This window comes from Bacteroides sp. 2_2_4 (assembly GCF_000157055.1).
GTDB lineage: Bacteria > Bacteroidota > Bacteroidia > Bacteroidales > Bacteroidaceae > Bacteroides > Bacteroides ovatus.
Genome location: NZ_EQ973357.1, coordinates 270159 through 287550 on the forward strand (window position 1 = coordinate 270159; position 17392 = coordinate 287550).

Annotated in this window: 14 protein-coding genes; 6 read left to right on the top strand and 8 right to left on the bottom strand. The window is 40.4% G+C overall.

Annotated elements, in window-relative coordinates:
• Positions 1–74 precede the first annotated feature (74 nt).
• Complete coding sequence (locus BSCG_RS20375; protein ID WP_008775265.1) at positions 75–4193, top strand: hybrid sensor histidine kinase/response regulator transcription factor; 4119 nt, start codon at positions 75–77, stop codon at positions 4191–4193.
• 334 nt (positions 4194–4527) lie between these two features.
• On the opposite strand, the gene BSCG_RS20370 is transcribed toward BSCG_RS20375, so the two are convergent.
• On the bottom strand, positions 4528–5490 hold the full coding sequence (locus BSCG_RS20370; RefSeq protein ID WP_008023391.1) for a glycoside hydrolase family 18 protein: 963 nt from the start codon (positions 5488–5490) through the stop codon (positions 4528–4530).
• A gap of 273 nt (positions 5491–5763) precedes the next feature.
• Here BSCG_RS20370 and BSCG_RS20365 point away from each other — a divergent pair, with 273 nt between their 5' ends.
• From BSCG_RS20365 to BSCG_RS20350, 4 genes are all read left to right on the top strand, one after another.
• Positions 5764–6633 carry a helix-turn-helix domain-containing protein gene (locus BSCG_RS20365; protein ID WP_004298479.1) on the top strand — a complete coding sequence of 290 codons (870 nt, stop codon included), beginning with the start codon at positions 5764–5766 and terminating at the stop codon, positions 6631–6633.
• Positions 6634–6844: 211 nt separating this feature from the next.
• A complete protein-coding gene (locus BSCG_RS20360; protein WP_004311073.1) occupies positions 6845–7549 on the top strand; it encodes a succinate dehydrogenase/fumarate reductase cytochrome b subunit in 705 nt (234 codons plus the stop codon).
• Positions 7550–7586: 37 nt separating this feature from the next.
• Complete coding sequence (locus BSCG_RS20355; protein ID WP_008775266.1) at positions 7587–9566, top strand: fumarate reductase/succinate dehydrogenase flavoprotein subunit; 1980 nt, start codon at positions 7587–7589, stop codon at positions 9564–9566.
• A gap of 36 nt (positions 9567–9602) precedes the next feature.
• The gene (locus tag BSCG_RS20350) at positions 9603–10358 is read left to right on the top strand and encodes a succinate dehydrogenase/fumarate reductase iron-sulfur subunit (RefSeq protein ID WP_004298485.1); all 756 of its coding nucleotides are present in this window, start codon (positions 9603–9605) and stop codon (positions 10356–10358) included.
• 624 nt (positions 10359–10982) lie between these two features.
• On the opposite strand, the gene BSCG_RS20345 is transcribed toward BSCG_RS20350, so the two are convergent.
• The 5 genes from BSCG_RS20345 to BSCG_RS20325 form a co-directional block, all read right to left on the bottom strand.
• On the bottom strand, positions 10983–11822 hold the full coding sequence (locus BSCG_RS20345) for a helix-turn-helix domain-containing protein (RefSeq protein WP_008775267.1): 840 nt from the start codon (positions 11820–11822) through the stop codon (positions 10983–10985).
• A 265-nt stretch (positions 11823–12087) separates the two neighbouring features.
• A complete protein-coding gene (locus BSCG_RS20340) occupies positions 12088–13053 on the bottom strand; it encodes a fimbrillin family protein (protein WP_004312274.1) in 966 nt (321 codons plus the stop codon).
• Between the two features lie 54 nt (positions 13054–13107).
• Positions 13108–14115, bottom strand: a complete 1008-nt coding sequence (locus tag BSCG_RS20335) for a DUF5119 domain-containing protein (RefSeq protein WP_008775268.1) — start codon at positions 14113–14115, stop codon at positions 13108–13110.
• Positions 14116–14124: 9 nt separating this feature from the next.
• The gene (locus BSCG_RS20330; RefSeq protein ID WP_004312272.1) at positions 14125–15402 is read right to left on the bottom strand and encodes a DUF3575 domain-containing protein; all 1278 of its coding nucleotides are present in this window, start codon (positions 15400–15402) and stop codon (positions 14125–14127) included.
• A 68-nt stretch (positions 15403–15470) separates the two neighbouring features.
• Complete coding sequence (locus BSCG_RS20325) at positions 15471–15830, bottom strand: Gfo/Idh/MocA family oxidoreductase (RefSeq protein ID WP_032849375.1); 360 nt, start codon at positions 15828–15830, stop codon at positions 15471–15473.
• Between BSCG_RS20325 and BSCG_RS29605 the strand changes: the two genes are divergently transcribed.
• Positions 15775–15984, top strand: coding sequence for a helix-turn-helix domain-containing protein (locus tag BSCG_RS29605; protein WP_232286457.1), 210 nt, complete (start codon positions 15775–15777; stop codon positions 15982–15984). The genes BSCG_RS20325 and BSCG_RS29605 overlap by 56 nt on opposite strands.
• On the opposite strand, the gene BSCG_RS20320 is transcribed toward BSCG_RS29605, so the two are convergent.
• Both BSCG_RS20320 and BSCG_RS20315 read right to left on the bottom strand, forming a co-directional pair.
• A complete protein-coding gene (locus BSCG_RS20320; RefSeq protein WP_004317062.1) occupies positions 15948–16334 on the bottom strand; it encodes a DUF86 domain-containing protein in 387 nt (128 codons plus the stop codon). The genes BSCG_RS29605 and BSCG_RS20320 overlap by 37 nt on opposite strands.
• A complete protein-coding gene (locus BSCG_RS20315; protein ID WP_004298496.1) occupies positions 16318–16611 on the bottom strand; it encodes a nucleotidyltransferase family protein in 294 nt (97 codons plus the stop codon). The genes BSCG_RS20320 and BSCG_RS20315 overlap by 17 nt, the downstream gene beginning before the upstream one ends.
• Positions 16612–17392 lie beyond the last annotated feature (781 nt).

The window sequence follows — 17392 nt, forward strand, 5'->3', positions numbered from 1 at the left end:
AACGATTTACATACTCTAAATAAAATATTTATTCCTATTTTTGGATTTGTAATTGAAACAAATAAGCACGAGTTATGAAAAAACACATTGCTTCTATTCTATTTTTATTCTTGTTATCAACTTTTCAGTTGATAGCCCAGTCTCATTCCGTAAAAAGATTGGGGATAGAGCAAGGATTATCAAATAATTATGTAGTCAGCATTACACAAGATAAACAAGGGTTCTTATGGTTTGCCACAGAAGAAGGACTTAATAAGTTTGACGGTACCCGCTTTACTACTTACTATAAAAATGATTTGACACAGGACAATCAGGGAATCACCGGCAACGAGCTTAACCGGGTGTATGCTGACACGAAACGTCCCATTATTTGGATAGCCACTCAACGAGACGGACTAAATGCATATAATTATAATGAGCAAACATTTACCGCTTATCAGCATAACCCGAAGAATCCACATAGTTTGATTACGAATGACGTAACAGACATTTCTCCTTCCACTCAACATGATGATGGTTTATGGATTAGTACCTATTATAGAGGTATAGAATATCTTGATATCACCAGCGGACAATTCACTCATTATAATAAAAATACAGTTCCCGGTCTACCCTGTGAGCAAACATGGACAGTATTGGACGGAGGTGATGGGAATTTGTATATCGGACATGTCGGAAGCGGGTTCAGTATTCTTTCTCTTAAAGATAAAAGTGTAAAAAACTTCCGGAACGAAGCCGGAAACCCAATGAGTTTACCCGGTAATGATGTGTTTTGTATTATAAAAGATACGAACGGAAATATCTGGTTAGGTACAAATAAAGGATTGGCCCTATATAATGCTGCTAATGAAAACTTCATTACGTTCAAAAAAAACAAGAATGACAAGTATGACACTTTATGCAGTCGTATATTATCTATCCGCCAACTAAAAGATAATAAGCTTTGGATTGCCTCCGAGCTGAATGGCATTGCTATATTGAACCTAAAACAAAGTATGTTTCTCTCACCAGAGGAGATTTCTCTTGAATACATACAGGAAGGTGACGATAGCCGAAGCCTCTCTAACGCAAGTGCCCGATGCATATTTCAGGATTCTTTTGATAACATTTGGATAGGAACATGGGGAGGAGGAATCAATTTTATCAGTAGTAAATCACCTTTGTTCACCACATTGAGCTATTCTCCTATTCCAAACAATGAGAACAGTCTGAACAACAAAGTAGCCAGCAGCCTCTGTATGGACAGACAAGGGCGGGTTTGGATCGGAACAGACGGCGGAGGAATCAATGTATTTGAAGGAGAGAAACGTACCGCCATCTATAAAAAAGAGAGTGGAGATATTCCTTCTAATTTTATATTAGCCTCTTTGCAGGATTCAAAAGGCAATTTATGGTTTGGATCCTATGAAGGGGGAATCAGCCATTATGATAGCCGGAATAAAAAATTCCGTTCCATCTCTCTTATGGGACAATCTAATCTGGATGTCCGTACGATCTATGAAGATGCCCAACACAACATTTGGGTAGGATACAGTGGAGGAATTGTTGTATTGAACCCTCTTACAATGGAGATTATCCGACATTACAATACAGAAAACAGCGAACTGCAAAGTGACTTTATACGCTCCATAGCTCAAGATGAGAAAGGGCGTTTCTGGATTGGGACTTTCGGAGACGGACTTGGGATATACACCCCGGACTTACAGAAAATCAAAACGTTCACTCAAAGGGATGGTTTCTGTTCCAATACTATCAACCAGATCATACAAGATAAACAAAAAAGAATGTGGATAGGAACAGGAGAGGGATTGGTTTGTTTCCTGTCTACCGATGAACTGAATTATAAGACTTATCAACGGAAAGACGGCTTGATCAATACGAATATCTGCGCTATAGCAGAAGACAAAAAAGGAAATATCTGGTTTAGTAACAACAAAGGGATCAGCTGTTATGTTACAAGCAAAGACTGTTTTTACAACTATGGTCACTCTGATGATGTACCGGCGGGAAGTTTCTCAAGCAGTTGTGTAACACAAAACAAGAACGGATGGATTTATTTCGGTTCTATCAATGGAGTATGCTGCTTCAATCCCGATATCACCATGAACGAACAACCAGCTCCGGCAGCAGTTATCACAGAAATGAAAATACTCGGACGATTGAGCAACCTGGAAAATAATGACATGATTATCAATTTATCCAAAGGACAGAATGTAGAACTAAGTCATGCGCAAAATAGCTTTGGACTTACATTTAACGTACAAAACTACTCACTAGTCAACCAAGTGGAATATGTTTATATGCTGAAAGGGCTTGAAAACTCATGGTACACCGTCAATGAGAACAACAGCGTCACTTTCCGAAACATTCCTCCGGGAAAATATGAATTCCTCATCAAAGCAAGGGTACATAATCAGGAATGGCCGGAAGAAGCTACTTCACTTACCATCCGTGTCAATCCCCCTCTTTGGCTGACATGGTGGGCAAAGCTTATCTATATTTTGGCATCTATCAGCATCATTTATCTTATCCTGCATGCATATAAAAAGAAGCTGGATTTGGAAAGCCTCTATACGCTGGAAAAGAAAAACCATGAGCAAGAACAGGAATTAAACCAGGAACGTTTGCGGTTCTATACTAATATTACCCATGAGCTGCGTACGCCGTTGACCTTAATCCTCGGTCCTTTGGAAGATATGCAAAAAGAGACCTCACTTCCGGCAAAACAAGCCCAGAAGTTATCTGTCATTCATCAGAGTGCACTACGGCTGCTCAACTTGATTAATCAAATACTGGAATTCCGGAAGACAGAGACACAAAACAAGAAATTGTGTGTCAGCAAAGGCAATATCGCTCCTCTGATCTATGAGATAGGGCTTAAATACAAAGAACTAAATCAAAAGACCAAGATTGATTTCCAAATTCAGATAGAGAAAGAAGAAATGCTCCTTTTCTTTGATAAGGAAATCATTACCATCGTTTTGGACAACCTGATTTCCAACGCGATCAAATATACGGAACAGGGACGCGTCACTCTAAGTTTGTATCAGACAATGCGCAATGAGGTTGCTTATACAGAGATAAAAGTCAGTGACACGGGATATGGAATTTCTGCTGAAGCCCTGCCACATATTTTTGACCGTTATTATCAGGAAAGCGGCAAGCATCAGGCATCCGGAACAGGCATTGGCTTGGCCCTAGTGAAGAATCTGGTCACCCTGCATGAAGGAGAAATCCGGGCAGAAAGCATACAAAACGAAGGAAGTACTTTCTATATCAGCCTATTGACGGATAATATCTATCCCAATGCTTTACACGCAGATTCTACAGAACCGATTCAAGAAGATACGAATCAGGAAACAAGCCTTGAATATCCACAAGAAACCACACTGGATACCGGCAAACCGATCCTGTTGATTGTAGAAGACAATGAAGAGATACAGAAATATATCGCCGAGTCCTTTGCCGATTCGTTCGAAGTACTCACCGCCTACAATGGAGAAGAAGGGAAGCAACAAGCTCTTAGCCGCATCCCGGATATTGTAGTCAGCGATATTATGATGCCTGTCATGGACGGTATCACTCTCTGCCGGCAATTGAAAGAGGACGTACGGACCAGTCATATCCCTGTCATCTTATTGACAGCCAAGGATTCTCTGCAAGACAAAGAAGAAGGATACGAGGTAGGAGCCGATTCTTATCTGACAAAGCCTTTCAGTGCTTCTCTGCTGCGTAGCCGTATCAATAATCTGCTGGAATCAAGAAAGAAACTGATAGCTCAATTCCAGACACAATCCGTTCCGGGCAATCAGGCAGATTTAAAAGAAAAACGTATCGTAATCGCCGAAGCTCTAAGCAAGCTGGATAATGAATTTATTGAAAAAATCACCCTTTTAATCGAAGAAAACCTCTCTTCGGAGAAGATTGATATTACCTATCTTTCAGACAAGATGTGTATGAGCGGTTCCACCCTCTACCGGAAAATGAAAGCACTGACAGGATTATCGACCAACGAATATATCCGGAAAGTGAAAATGCAGAATGCAGAACGTTTATTGCTTGAAGGGAAGTTCAACATCTCTGAAATCGCCTATAAAGTAGGAATGAACAGTACGGGGTATTTCCGTCAATGCTTTAAAGAGGAATTTGGCGTCTCGCCTTCGGATTACCTGAAGCAGATCATACAATCATAAAAAGGGAGAGAGCCATTTACATTTAATACGTTTTGAAAAACGAATTAAGCTCCTACCGAAAAAGAAGAGGGTAAAGTCATAATGCCTAAATTAAAAGGAAAGAGTCCGGTGCTAATACCGAACTCTTTATTTATTTTGTTAATTTATAAACCTCCAACTTTTGGAGGCCACTTCAAACGATGCGGCAGGAGTATTTCTCTAAAGAAAAGCGTTTTAACACATTCTTTATAAACCTGATTTATAATAAGGGAGAGGGGGGAATCTATTAAAACAGAGCCTGTTAAACAGCATCTACAAAAAGAAAACATTACAAGCAGCAGTCGTGCGAACTAAGTCACTCCCTCAATTCTTCAGTCATTGTTTTTAGTAATGACCTGCTGTCACTTAACGGCAAATCCGTAGCTAAATCCCAACTCATCATACCTTTCAGCTTCTGTTCCTTTGCATAACGGGTTTTGATACGAATGTTATCCTGACCGTCAAACACATAAGTATCTCCCTGATAGATCACTTCATTCTGTGCAGGACTCGTAACCAATCCATTCTGTACAAAATTGAAATAAGCCTCTGTCTTCTTTGAATTATCTTTGGTCACCCCATAAAAAGGAACTCCTGCCACCAGTTTTTCCTTCGGAATGCCATACTCCAATACCATCTGTATATCCGAACAATATTTCTCTATCGGAAAGCGAACCGGTGAAGGACCATAGCACTGAAGTGAAATAAAATCAACTGCTTCAATAGCTTCCTTACTAATCTTATAACAAACAGGATGCAGAGATACACTGAAAAGATACTTGTCTCCCAACACTTCACGCATCTTCAGGATAGCCAAACTATAATCTTTATATTCTTTCTCATTTTCCGCCCACTCAAAATCAAGATCAATGCCATCCAGTTTATTCTTTTCCAGTACAGTCTTTATGTTCTTTGCAAACGTCGTACGAGCGGCCTCATCGGCCACCATCGCTTTCCATTCGCCACTGGAAGCACCCAAACGTATTTTCACTTTTGTACCTTTTACTTTTGCACGAACCGATTTAATCAAACCTTCCCAAGTGGTCACCCCTTTTCCCTGAAATACACGTGGATTCTCAAATGACAATGATCCGTCTTTATTAGGATGAACATTCAAGAAAATAAGGTCGTTACTTGCCCGCAAGCTTTCTGTAGAAATACGACCACGGTTGTAAAAATTACCCCGCACATAAGAACTGACCATATAGTCTTGTTGTGCAAACAATGATAATCCAACAAACACAAAAAGGAAGAATACAATTTTTCTTAGCATTAGCATAATGATTGATAATTAAAACGTTTAGATCGCAAAAATACGCATATCAAAAGCAAACAGATGTTCAAAAACAACTATAATACTTCCAAAAATCAACATAAAGTTTTCTATTCAGAAATTTACAACAGATAAATATTGAATTCTCTAACATCATCCAAAGGGATAAGAATAATATTTGCAGGTTTCTACTAAAACATAAATAAAAGAAAGAGTTCCATTTTCCGCAAAAAAAGCCTATCTTTGTTCCGTTAAGATAATAAATCACGCATAAAACTCATGCCAGGAGATTCATTTTGCATACAATATACCAACTGTACGGGATGTCCAAAAAATGTTGAGAATATCCTTGTATATAGAAACTTACCTAAAGGAGAGCATATCCCCAAGGATAAGTGTACGCAGAATTGTATGCTTTTTATGATAAAGGGCGAATTACTTATCAATAGCGAAGAGCATCCCGGAATAACGTTACGCGAGAGACAAATTGTTTTGCAAGCTATTGGCTCCAAGGTCGAAATACTGGCACTGACAGATGTTGAATACGTTGTCTACTGGTTCAACGAACTGCCTTTGCTTTGCGAAGACCGATATAAGGAAATGATGGAACAGGCGGAAGCTCCTTTGACCTACACTCCACTGATTATGAGCGAAAGGCTTTACCACCTTGTCACCAGTATGCCCGAATTCCTCGCTGAAGAAAACCCTTGCAGCAAGTATATCGACTTAAAATGCAAAGAACTGGTTTTCTTGATTACCAACTTCTATCCGCTGCCCCAACTGGGTTCATTCTTCTATCCGATCAGCACTTATACGGAAAGTTTCCACTATTTCGTCATGCAGAATTACAGCAACGTGAAGAACGTGGAAGAATTTGCGCATCTGGGAGGATATACGACCACTACTTTCCGCCGCCTTTTCAAAAACCTCTATGGTGTGCCCGTATACGAATGGATACTGGAAAAGAAACGGGAAGGAATCCTGGAAGACCTGCAGCACACCAAAATGCGAATCACTGAAATCTGTAACAGATACGGATTCGACTCCCTGTCGCATTTCGCACACTTCTGTAAAGACTCTTTTGGCGATACCCCACGCGCTTTACGCAAAAAAGCAGCCGGTGGTGAGAAAATCGGAAAGGTACAATAAACAGTCCCATCCTACTAATGTGCCAATCAGTTGCACCATGCGCGCATACTGGCTGGCATATTGACACATTGGCGTATTGATCCATTATTAAAGAATTATTTCTTTAATTCCTTGCTCAATCAATCTATTTCCCCTATTTTTGCAGTCCGTAAGAGGTGTAAAACGTCGAAATTTTAGTTCTAACAATTAAATAATTTAAATTCAATCATTTATGTGGTTAAGTAATTCATCTGTAGGAAGGAAAGTGGTGATGAGCGTTACCGGTATCGCCCTTGTCCTGTTTCTAACATTTCACATGGCGATGAACTTGGTTGCGATCATCTCGGCTGATGGTTACAACATGATTTGTGAGTTCCTGGGAGCAAACTGGTATGCATTAGTGGCTACCGCAGGACTGGCTGCTCTTTTCGTGATTCACATCATCTACGCATTCTGGCTGACCATGCAGAATCGCAAAGCGCGTGGTAGCGAACGCTATGCAGTGGTTGACAAACCGAAAACTGTAGAATGGGCATCTCAAAACATGTTGGTGCTGGGTCTGATCGTCATCGTAGGTCTTGGTTTGCACCTCTTCAACTTCTGGGCAAAAATGCAGTTGCCGGAACTGATGCACAACATGGGCATGCACGCTGATACACTGACGCTGGCTTATGCTGCCAATGGTGCTTATCACATCCAGCAGACTTTCTCTTGCCCGGTTTACGTAGTTCTTTACCTCGTTTGGCTGTTTGCGTTGTGGTTCCACCTGACTCACGGCTTCTGGAGCTCTATGCAATCACTGGGATGGAACAACAAAGTATGGATCAATCGTTGGAAATGCATTTCTAACATCTATTCTACAATCGTTGTACTCGGTTTCGCACTGGTAGTAGTGGTATTCTTCGTGAAAACACTGATTTGTGGCGGTGCTTGCTAAATAGTAAATTGTAAATGATTAAATTGTAAATAATATTATGATCAAGATAGATTCAAAAATTCCAGAAGGCCCGGTGGCTGAGAAATGGACCAACTATAAAGCTCACCAGAAATTGGTGAACCCCGCTAATAAACGTCGTTTGGACATCATCGTTGTGGGTACGGGTCTGGCAGGTGCTTCTGCCGCTGCTTCACTTGGTGAAATGGGTTTCAGAGTATTCAATTTCTGTATTCAGGATTCTCCCCGTCGTGCACACTCTATCGCTGCACAGGGTGGTATCAATGCTGCAAAGAATTATCAAAATGATGGTGACTCCGTTTACCGTCTGTTCTACGATACTGTAAAAGGTGGCGACTATCGTGCCCGTGAAGCAAACGTATATCGTTTGGCTGAAGTGTCTAACGCTATCATCGACCAATGTGTAGCGCAAGGTGTTCCTTTCGCTCGCGAATATGGCGGTACACTGGATAACCGTTCTTTCGGTGGCGCACAGGTATCCCGTACTTTCTACGCTAAAGGCCAGACTGGTCAGCAGTTGCTGCTGGGTGCTTACTCTGCATTGAGCCGTCAGGTAAACGTAGGTACTGTTAAACTGTACACCCGCTACGAAATGCAGGATGTTGTCATCATTGACGGACGTGCCCGCGGTATCATCGCAAAAAATCTTGTAACAGGCGAATTGGAACGTTTCGCCGCTCACGCTGTAGTAATCGCTACCGGTGGTTATGGTAACGCTTACTTCCTGTCTACTAACGCTATGGGTTGTAACTGTACAGCTGCTATCTCTTGCTACCGCAAGGGTGCTGTATTCGCAAATCCTGCATACGTTCAGATTCACCCGACTTGTATTCCGGTACATGGTGACAAGCAGTCTAAGCTGACTTTGATGTCTGAATCTCTCCGTAACGACGGTCGTATCTGGGTTCCGAAGAAGAAAGAAGATGCTGTAAAACTCCAGAAAGGCGAAATCAAAGGAAGTGATATTCCGGAAGAAGACCGCGACTATTACTTGGAACGCCGCTATCCGGCATTCGGTAACCTGGTTCCGCGTGACGTTGCCAGCCGTGCCGCTAAAGAACGTTGCGACGCTGGTTTCGGTGTAAACAACACAGGTTTGGCCGTATTCCTCGACTTCTCTGAAGCTATCAACCGTTTGGGTATCGACGTTGTTCTTCAACGTTATGGTAACCTCTTCGATATGTACGAAGAAATCACTGATGTTAATCCGGGCGAACTGGCTAAAGAAATCAGTGGTGTGAAATATTATAACCCGATGATGATTTATCCGGCTATCCACTATACAATGGGTGGTATCTGGGTAGACTACGAACTGCAAACCACTATCAAGGGTCTGTTCGCTATCGGTGAATGTAACTTCTCCGACCATGGTGCAAACCGCCTCGGTGCTTCTGCATTGATGCAAGGTTTGGCTGACGGTTACTTCGTATTGCCTTACACTATCCAGAACTATCTGGCAGACCAGATCACTGTTCCTCGTTTCTCTACCGATCTTCCTGAATTTGCTGAAGCTGAAAAAGCAGTTCAAGCTAAGATTGACAAGTTCATGAGCATCCAGGGTAAAGAATCTGTTGATTCTATCCACAAGAAACTGGGTCATGTCATGTGGGAATATGTAGGTATGGGACGTACGGCAGAAGGCCTGAAGAAAGGTATCGCCGAACTGAAAGAAATCCGCAAGGAATTCGAAACGAACTTGTTTATCCCCGGTTCTAAGGAAGGTATGAACGTAGAGCTTGACAAAGCAATCCGTCTGTACGACTTCATCACTATGGGTGAGCTTGTTGCTTACGATGCATTGAACCGTAACGAAAGTTGTGGTGGTCACTTCCGTGAAGAATACCAGACTGAAGAAGGAGAAGCTAAACGTGATGACGAAAACTTCTTCTATGTAGCATGTTGGGAATATCAAGGTGACGATGAAAAAGCTCCGGTATTATACAAAGAGCCGTTGGTATACGAAGCTATCAAGGTTCAGACCCGTAACTACAAGAGCTAATCGGTGAAGTTAAACATTTAAAAGAATTAGAAGAAAATGGATAAAAATATATCATTTACACTGAAGGTATGGCGCCAAGCTGGTCCGAAGGCTAAAGGTGCTTTTGAAACCTACCAAATGAAAGATATCCCTGGCGATACTTCCTTCCTCGAAATGCTGGATATTCTGAACGAACAGCTCATCAGCGAAAGAAAAGAACCGGTAGTATTCGACCATGACTGCCGCGAAGGTATTTGCGGTATGTGTTCTCTTTACATCAACGGACACCCGCACGGTCCTGCAACAGGTGCTACTACTTGCCAAATCTATATGCGTCGTTTCAACGACGGTGATACCATCACTGTTGAACCTTGGCGTTCGGCTGGTTTCCCTGTCATCAAGGATTTGATGGTAGACCGTACTGCATACGACAAGATTATGCAAGCTGGTGGTTATGTAAGCGTACGCACAGGTGCTCCGCAGGATGCTAACGCTATCCTGATTGCGAAACCTATCGCTGACGAAGCTATGGATGCTGCTTCTTGTATCGGTTGCGGTGCTTGTGTAGCTGCATGTAAGAATGGTTCTGCTATGTTGTTCGTTTCTGCAAAAGTCAGCCAGTTGAACTTGCTGCCGCAAGGTAAACCGGAAGCTTTGCGTCGGGCAAAAGCTATGTTGTCAAAGATGGACGAACTGGGATTCGGTAACTGTACAAACACTCGTGCTTGTGAAGCTGAATGTCCGAAGAACATCTCTATCAGCAACATCGCCCGCTTGAACCGCGACTTCATCATCGCAAAATTAAAAGACTAGAAATTGCTAGATTTCAATAGCGAGAGCTTAATTTGATTAATGACAGAATCCCCTGCCGGCTAGTCCGACAGGGGATTTCTTTATGTATGAGTAGATCACAATTATTATTAATACGGATCAGTAACATGAACTTTTAATTCATAAGTTTCACCGATTTCACCTTATAGCCGAAACTGTTATGAATGAGAGAATTACGGGTGAAAGCGAGGATTGAAATAAGGTAAAATCATTCGTTATCGCTTTCACCTGTCTTATTAAAATATCCCTTGAGCTAAAACAATTATCATTATAGCTAATCCGGATATGCTTATAGCAAATCCGCTTTCAGGTGTTAATGAGTGAACTGTGCGGATATAACACTTTGGCCGCCAGGTCTTAACACCTTAGTTCTCATGTGTTAATACTTGAGTTGTTGCATCTATATATCCAGCATCTTGGAGCTATATGTCCAACACCTTGGATATATAGCTCCAACAGTCGGTATGAATAAACTCAATAGGTGAAACCGGGAAAGTTCAGTTTCACCTGAATTTCTCCCTTGCTTTCACCCGCTGTTACCTTATTCATCGGCATTTAGAAAATTGGGTGAAACCGGTGAACCGCAATTATTTTACATAGTTGCATTTATGAAATGTCTTGCCTACGTAAATTACGTGGAGAGGCACCAAAAGATTTCTTGCAGAAATTAGAAAAATGGGGTAAAGATTCAAAGCCATATTTATAGCATATCTCCGAAATGCTACATTTAGAGTTGTTCAAGTCGTCCAGAATGCCCTCTTTACGTCTCGCCAGCATCCATTCATAAACAGGTTCATGAAAGACGTTATTGAAGATACGACGGAATGTACTAAGAGTATATCCGCCTAATTGAGCGAGTTCTTCTACTGTCTTTACTTTCTTATAGTTTTGAATAACGAAGTATTGGAAACTGTTTACATATTTAGAGAGTGGATGCACCAAGCTTGAAAGATCATAATCGGAATAATAATATCCCAATACAAATGCCAATTCTTTCCGTTTCAGAGACAGCAAGTCCCGGCAGACTTTATCTCCTTTCAGATAAGTGATAGACCCATTGAGAAAATAGTGCAATTCAGGTATTATTTTTAGTGGAGCATAAATAAGTGGAGGAGATACCTCTTTCATGATATGATTGAAACGAAAATCACAAAACAGTTCGGGCTGAATAAAACGATAATAAATACACTCGCATTCGGTCATAGCAAGCATCTCAAACATAGAGCCAATAGCCTGAAGGATAAATTCACCTCCCTTAAGCATTGTCCCCGCATATTCCTTACTATTAACCAGCATTTCTCCCTTTAGCAAAAAAAGGATAAGATTTTCTTCACACTTTTGAGCTGGTTTATGAAAACCACGCTGATAAATCACATGAGTAATAGCATTACTCACCGCTTTCGGACATATTTGACAATCCCAGGTTCCTTGACAAATAGATGGCATACGTTTGCTGTGTTTGCACTTATTTTATGTTAGCAGCAAAAATATATGAAAGTTTTCATATTGCCATAAAAAAAGAGAGAAAAGTGAAAAAGAGGTTAGGTAAGAGAAAAAAGGTATCCACTACAAAAATGTAAGTAACATATAGAATTAAAATTCCCAGTCTTTTTCTGGAGAAACTAGGCTATATTTTCTATCATAATTCCAAAACACAAGAAGAACCGATGTAACATACAAATTACATCGGTTCCATAGATTTAATCTTGTGTTAGTCAACAGTTGGAGTTACAGGATCTTCAGCATCCCAACCAGTAACAGTTGCAGTGATACCAACTTCTTGAGCACCAATAGGCAATGTTAGTTTATATAGTATTTTCTTTCCAAACGCCCATGCAGCAGTACTTGTCAAAGATACTTCCTTACTATTTTCAGCAATCTTACTTCCATCTTTCTCTACGGTATATTCTATAGATATTTTTGCATCAGTAAGAGCTTGCGGTATTAACATCAACGCATTACCTGCTTTTACAGCTGTCTTATCATCTGAAAAAGCCCCAAGTTCATATGCATAAGAGACACTTGTCTCTGTACCTGCAGTCCAAGTCCCTGCGTTAACACCTGCATATGTAAATGTTCCACTTCCCTTAATTCCAGTCAATTCCACTTTAGATATAGTATAGGTATAACCAGCCTCTTTTGTCACCTCGATATTTACTTGAGTCAATGCATGTTTAAAAGTTAAAGAAACATCTGTTGCTGCTTCATTTGTCTTCTTTTGAGCATTTGCCACAGATGCAATCACTAAATCCTTTTGAAGGGCAGCTGTATTTCCCACTGTATAAGTAAACTTAGGATATCCTTTATCAGTAGTACCATTCGGAGCTGTATATGTAACTCCGTCTTTTGGAGAGTATGCAAAGAATTGCAGATTTTCTGCAAGAGGCCAATAATATGGACCTCCAGATACCGTCCATTTAGAATCCGAATAAGTAGCAGAACCATTTATCCATGGTGTCGAAAGAGTCACCGTAGCACTCATCTCCTCTGCCTTCGTATTATACGCGTAAACCTGAAAGCCAGAACTCTTTAAACCGTCTATATCCAGTTCAGTAGCTCTAGTTACCGCCGTATTAAAATTAATTTCGGCCTTCTGTGAAGGGGCTTCAAACTCTTCATTCTGTGAGCAACCCGTAATTGCCAAAGCAGCTGTTACTGCCAATAAAATCTTCTTCATAACTGTATTTTTTTAAGTTTATAATATTGTTATATTTTGTTTATAGCATCTATTTCATTTCACGGGTAACTCAACATTATCTTCGGGTCCCCATCCATCAACATTGCCACCCATTCCTCCACCTCCATCAGGATTCGGTGGTGTTTCCGGCTTATCAACTTCAATCTTATCATCAGGCGGTAACTCAATCTCCGGTGGTGGGGTTGGTTTTCCATCTTCCCCTGTTCCAGCATTTTCAAGTGTACCTATTATTTCAGTAACATCAATTGTTGCTTCCTGAACTGTATTATCTGTTTTGATAAATTTCAATATTAATATTATAGCATCTTTCTCACTAGAAGTTTCCCTCTCTGATATTGACATTCGCGTCGGCATTGTCATTTCCTTTACTTGTTTGAAAGCGGTGAAAGATGCCGTTACCTTATTGTCTCCCTTCTTTACCTCAAAGTAGATAGGTTGTGAGCTACACACTCCACGACCTTTGCCTATACAGTAACAATCGGATAATCCATCAATGCTCCCTACCACTGTTGCAACATACTCCAAACCTTTAGCCTCTACTGCAAAAAAATATTTCTTCACTACAGATTCCATCTTCCAGTCTAAATGAAGCACTTCTTCACTCTTCTCTATTTTCAGCTCATCTATATTCAATACATACAACGAATCGGGTGACCAAACCATCTTTTCCATTCCTGCAATCCCCAAATCATTGCAATATTCTGTATAAGCTTCTATAGATTCATAGGACTCTTCTCCTCTAATTCGTATACGATCCGAGTTAAAGTTATAACCCATAGTTACTACCGAATACCGTCCCGGAGGAACTTTCATTTCTCCACCTCGTACCGAAAGGTATTTATCTACTTTCCTGCCTTCTCCGTTCTTCGGATAAAAAATCACCCGAACTCCCTCCGGCAGTTGATCTGTCATTCCATCCCAATCCAGCTTTATATCTACCCCACTTACGGGATAATCATCCAATATATCGCGACGGCTACACCCGGTCAGCATCAGCAGCGAGGACAAAAGCACAAGAAACCTGTATCTTGTATTTCGCATTGCGCCCTCCTATCTCTTTGTTGTTATCAACCATACCAAAGAAACTTTCGCCTTGGTAGGGCCAATAAAGTTATAACGCCCACTGTTTGTCCATATAATATCTCCCTCATAAGGAGTATATTTCTTATATTCTGTTGTCAAATACCCTATGCCAAGACTGAACTCTAGAGAAAAATGCCGTGCCAATTGCCGTGCATATCCATAAGTCACTCCGGCAGCTCCATAGTACTTACCCTGATACCCATCTCCACGTAACTGGAAATCGTATATTCCACCTTCAGCATAAAGTCCTATAAAATGTCCGGTCAGTCGGTTGCGTTTCTGCCGGTTTCCCAGCCAACAACGTCCTTCCATCCCTCCAGAAAGGAGCTGATAGCAGAAATCGTGTTTACTATTCAGCCACCACGGACATTTATATTCAGTATTCAAAGACCACCTCTTACCTATCGGAATTTCTACTTCTATATTCGGTGCCAATGCCAAATCATATAACAGATTATTCTTCACTGCAAGTACAGTTTGGCTTTTCACCGGCCCTTCTGTCTCCGATATATCGACCTCACAGGCCTGTTTTTCTTCACTTTCTCCCACAGACTTATCAGGTTGATCTTTCGGAAGCGCCTCTTCCTGATTTGAAACAAACAACCCGAAGACAGAAGATACCGGTTCAAAAGCCTCTTTACCTAATTTCGAAGTTTCTCCAACAATCGTAATAACCGATCGCCGCAGTTCCGGAAAAATATTGTGAACAATGTATCGGTAAGCAATTCCCCGATTCAATTTTCGCAACAGTCGCTTCCGTTTGTCGATATCATTCTTATGATAATCAATCAACATCAGCACTTCTTCCCGATCCGGCAAGTTGGAGTCGGATGCCACCAACTTACGAAACTCCGACCAATCCTCTCCCTCTGAAAAAAAATGAATCTTATCAACACTAACATCCGAATTATACCGTTGTAAGAATTCCTTTATCGAATCATTTCTTCGGGCAGCCAAACCTCTATTATAAGACTCATTGCCATCAGGAGAAACAAAAGTTTTCACATTAAGCGCAGTTACATATTTCGTACCCAAATTCCCGGAAAGCAAAGAATCCAAAGTTGCAATTGCCTGATTATTACTTTTATAACATGAATTCACTCCCGCATCATTCGCATCAAAATATATCATTACCCGCCGGATTGTATCATTCGCAACAGCGAAAAATGGAATCGAAGCATACCCACTTTCTGGAAGGCCTAATAAAACCATAAGAATAGCCAATATATAGATACCATGTTTCATTGTCGTTCGTTTCTGCTGACAAATATAGAAGTTAGAAAACAAACCGAATCATACTTTTAAAACAAAAATCAAGACATGAAAGATTCTGTGAAACGATTGAAACGATTTTGCAAGTTTTGAGAGTTTAAGGTCAATAATAAACAGAAAGAATGTCCTTGGTAACTCATCTGCGTGATAACACCGTACTTCTGTTCCGCCTGCATCAGCAGTTCACATTCATAGGAAGTTCTGACAAGCGGCTTTTCCACATACACATGGATGCCAAGCTTCATCGTCTCCATACAAATCGGGAAATAGCTATGATCGGGAGTCGCCAAGAATTTTCTACGAGATATTTTATCCCCACCCAAAAACTTCATTAAAGAACAACGGATCAATTTTGCATCAAGACTTCTTGTGACCACTTCACTCACCATTGAAGAAATCATGTATCAAAGTGGGTTTATGAATAGATCACATTTCTATAAGAAGTTTACAAAGCGGATAGGAGTGGCACCTAAAGACTACCGTTTGCATAATAAAAAAATAGGAAAGCTACAAAGGTCTCATATACTAGCAGCAATATCATTCCTGATCTGCTGAATTGCAAGAAGCAATCCAGGCAGATGCACTTTTACTATTTTAAAAATTTCTTCGGGGTCAATAGATAAATATTCATGAGAAATAATATTGCGCAGTCCAATGATGCTCCTCCATGGAGTACCGGCATAATTTATCAATAATTCATGATTAGTCAGATTATCTATATTCTTAACAGTCTCACCTATGGTTTGCAAACGCATACAAGTTGCATCAAAAATATCCATCTTATCAGGAGAAGCTAAGAAATCATTTACAGAAATGACACTACCACATCTTTCTATAGTTGTATTAATACGCTCTTCTACAAAAAGAAGCATATCCAATATGTCAGCATTAGATATAGATTGCATCTTTCTCTATATGATTGCGAAATAAACTACGCATAATTGCGGTTAAAGACACGACATCCACTTTTGCATTAAAACGCTCTTCTAATGACTCTTTTATTTCCATTCGAGTAAAATAATCCGGATCTTGAAGCTTTACACAAATATCAATATCACTATCCTCTTTCTGCTCACCACGAGCCACAGAACCAAAAAGTCCTAACTTTTCAATTCCATATCTCTCCCCAAATTCTTCCTTAAAATTCCGGAGAATAGCGATTATTTCATCTTTTGTTTTCAACTGACACTATTGTTATAATGCAAATATTAAAATTAATATTGGAATTAGCAAATTCTTAATCATATTTTGTGGTATCACTAATTAAAAAAAGATGCACAGGTCATCAAATTTTCATCGATCCCCTGTACACCTACTACTCTAAATTCTACTTCAAAACATAAATAGCCTAATTATGCTGCCGAATCCATTATTAACAATCATGTTAGTTTTATCCATCAAAAGTACAGAACATAATTACGTAAATAGTTCAGAAGTGCCCAGAACGCCATCATCATTGCCAATACAAACAAAACGACAAGTCCGATTGCCAAAGCAATCCAATGTTGTGAATGATCATCAGAATATTCTTTATGACCATCATTAAACTTGTATATTGTCCGCACTGTCTGCGCTCCTGCCAATAACCCGAACACTCCGGCAAAAATACCATTATGAATGTTTCCACCGCCACGAAGTGCCCGCTTATCAATTAAGAATTGAGGCGTCCTGCTCGCTACCACATACAAACCGGTAGCTATTAAAGTAGAAAACATCATACCGACTCCCATCATCCAATACATCAAGATACCCACAATGACACCTAACCAGATTAATTTCCTGGAACCATCAAAATGACGTTCTTCACCACTATTAATCACATCAGTCAATGAGTTTAAGCGTTCTATGACATCAGCGTCAGTAGGACACATACCGATAACCTGATCAATCAAAAGAACAGATTTCTTAATTTGCTTCATCTTTGTCGGCTTTCTGAATTCAAACCCTTTCGGTTCCAACTGCA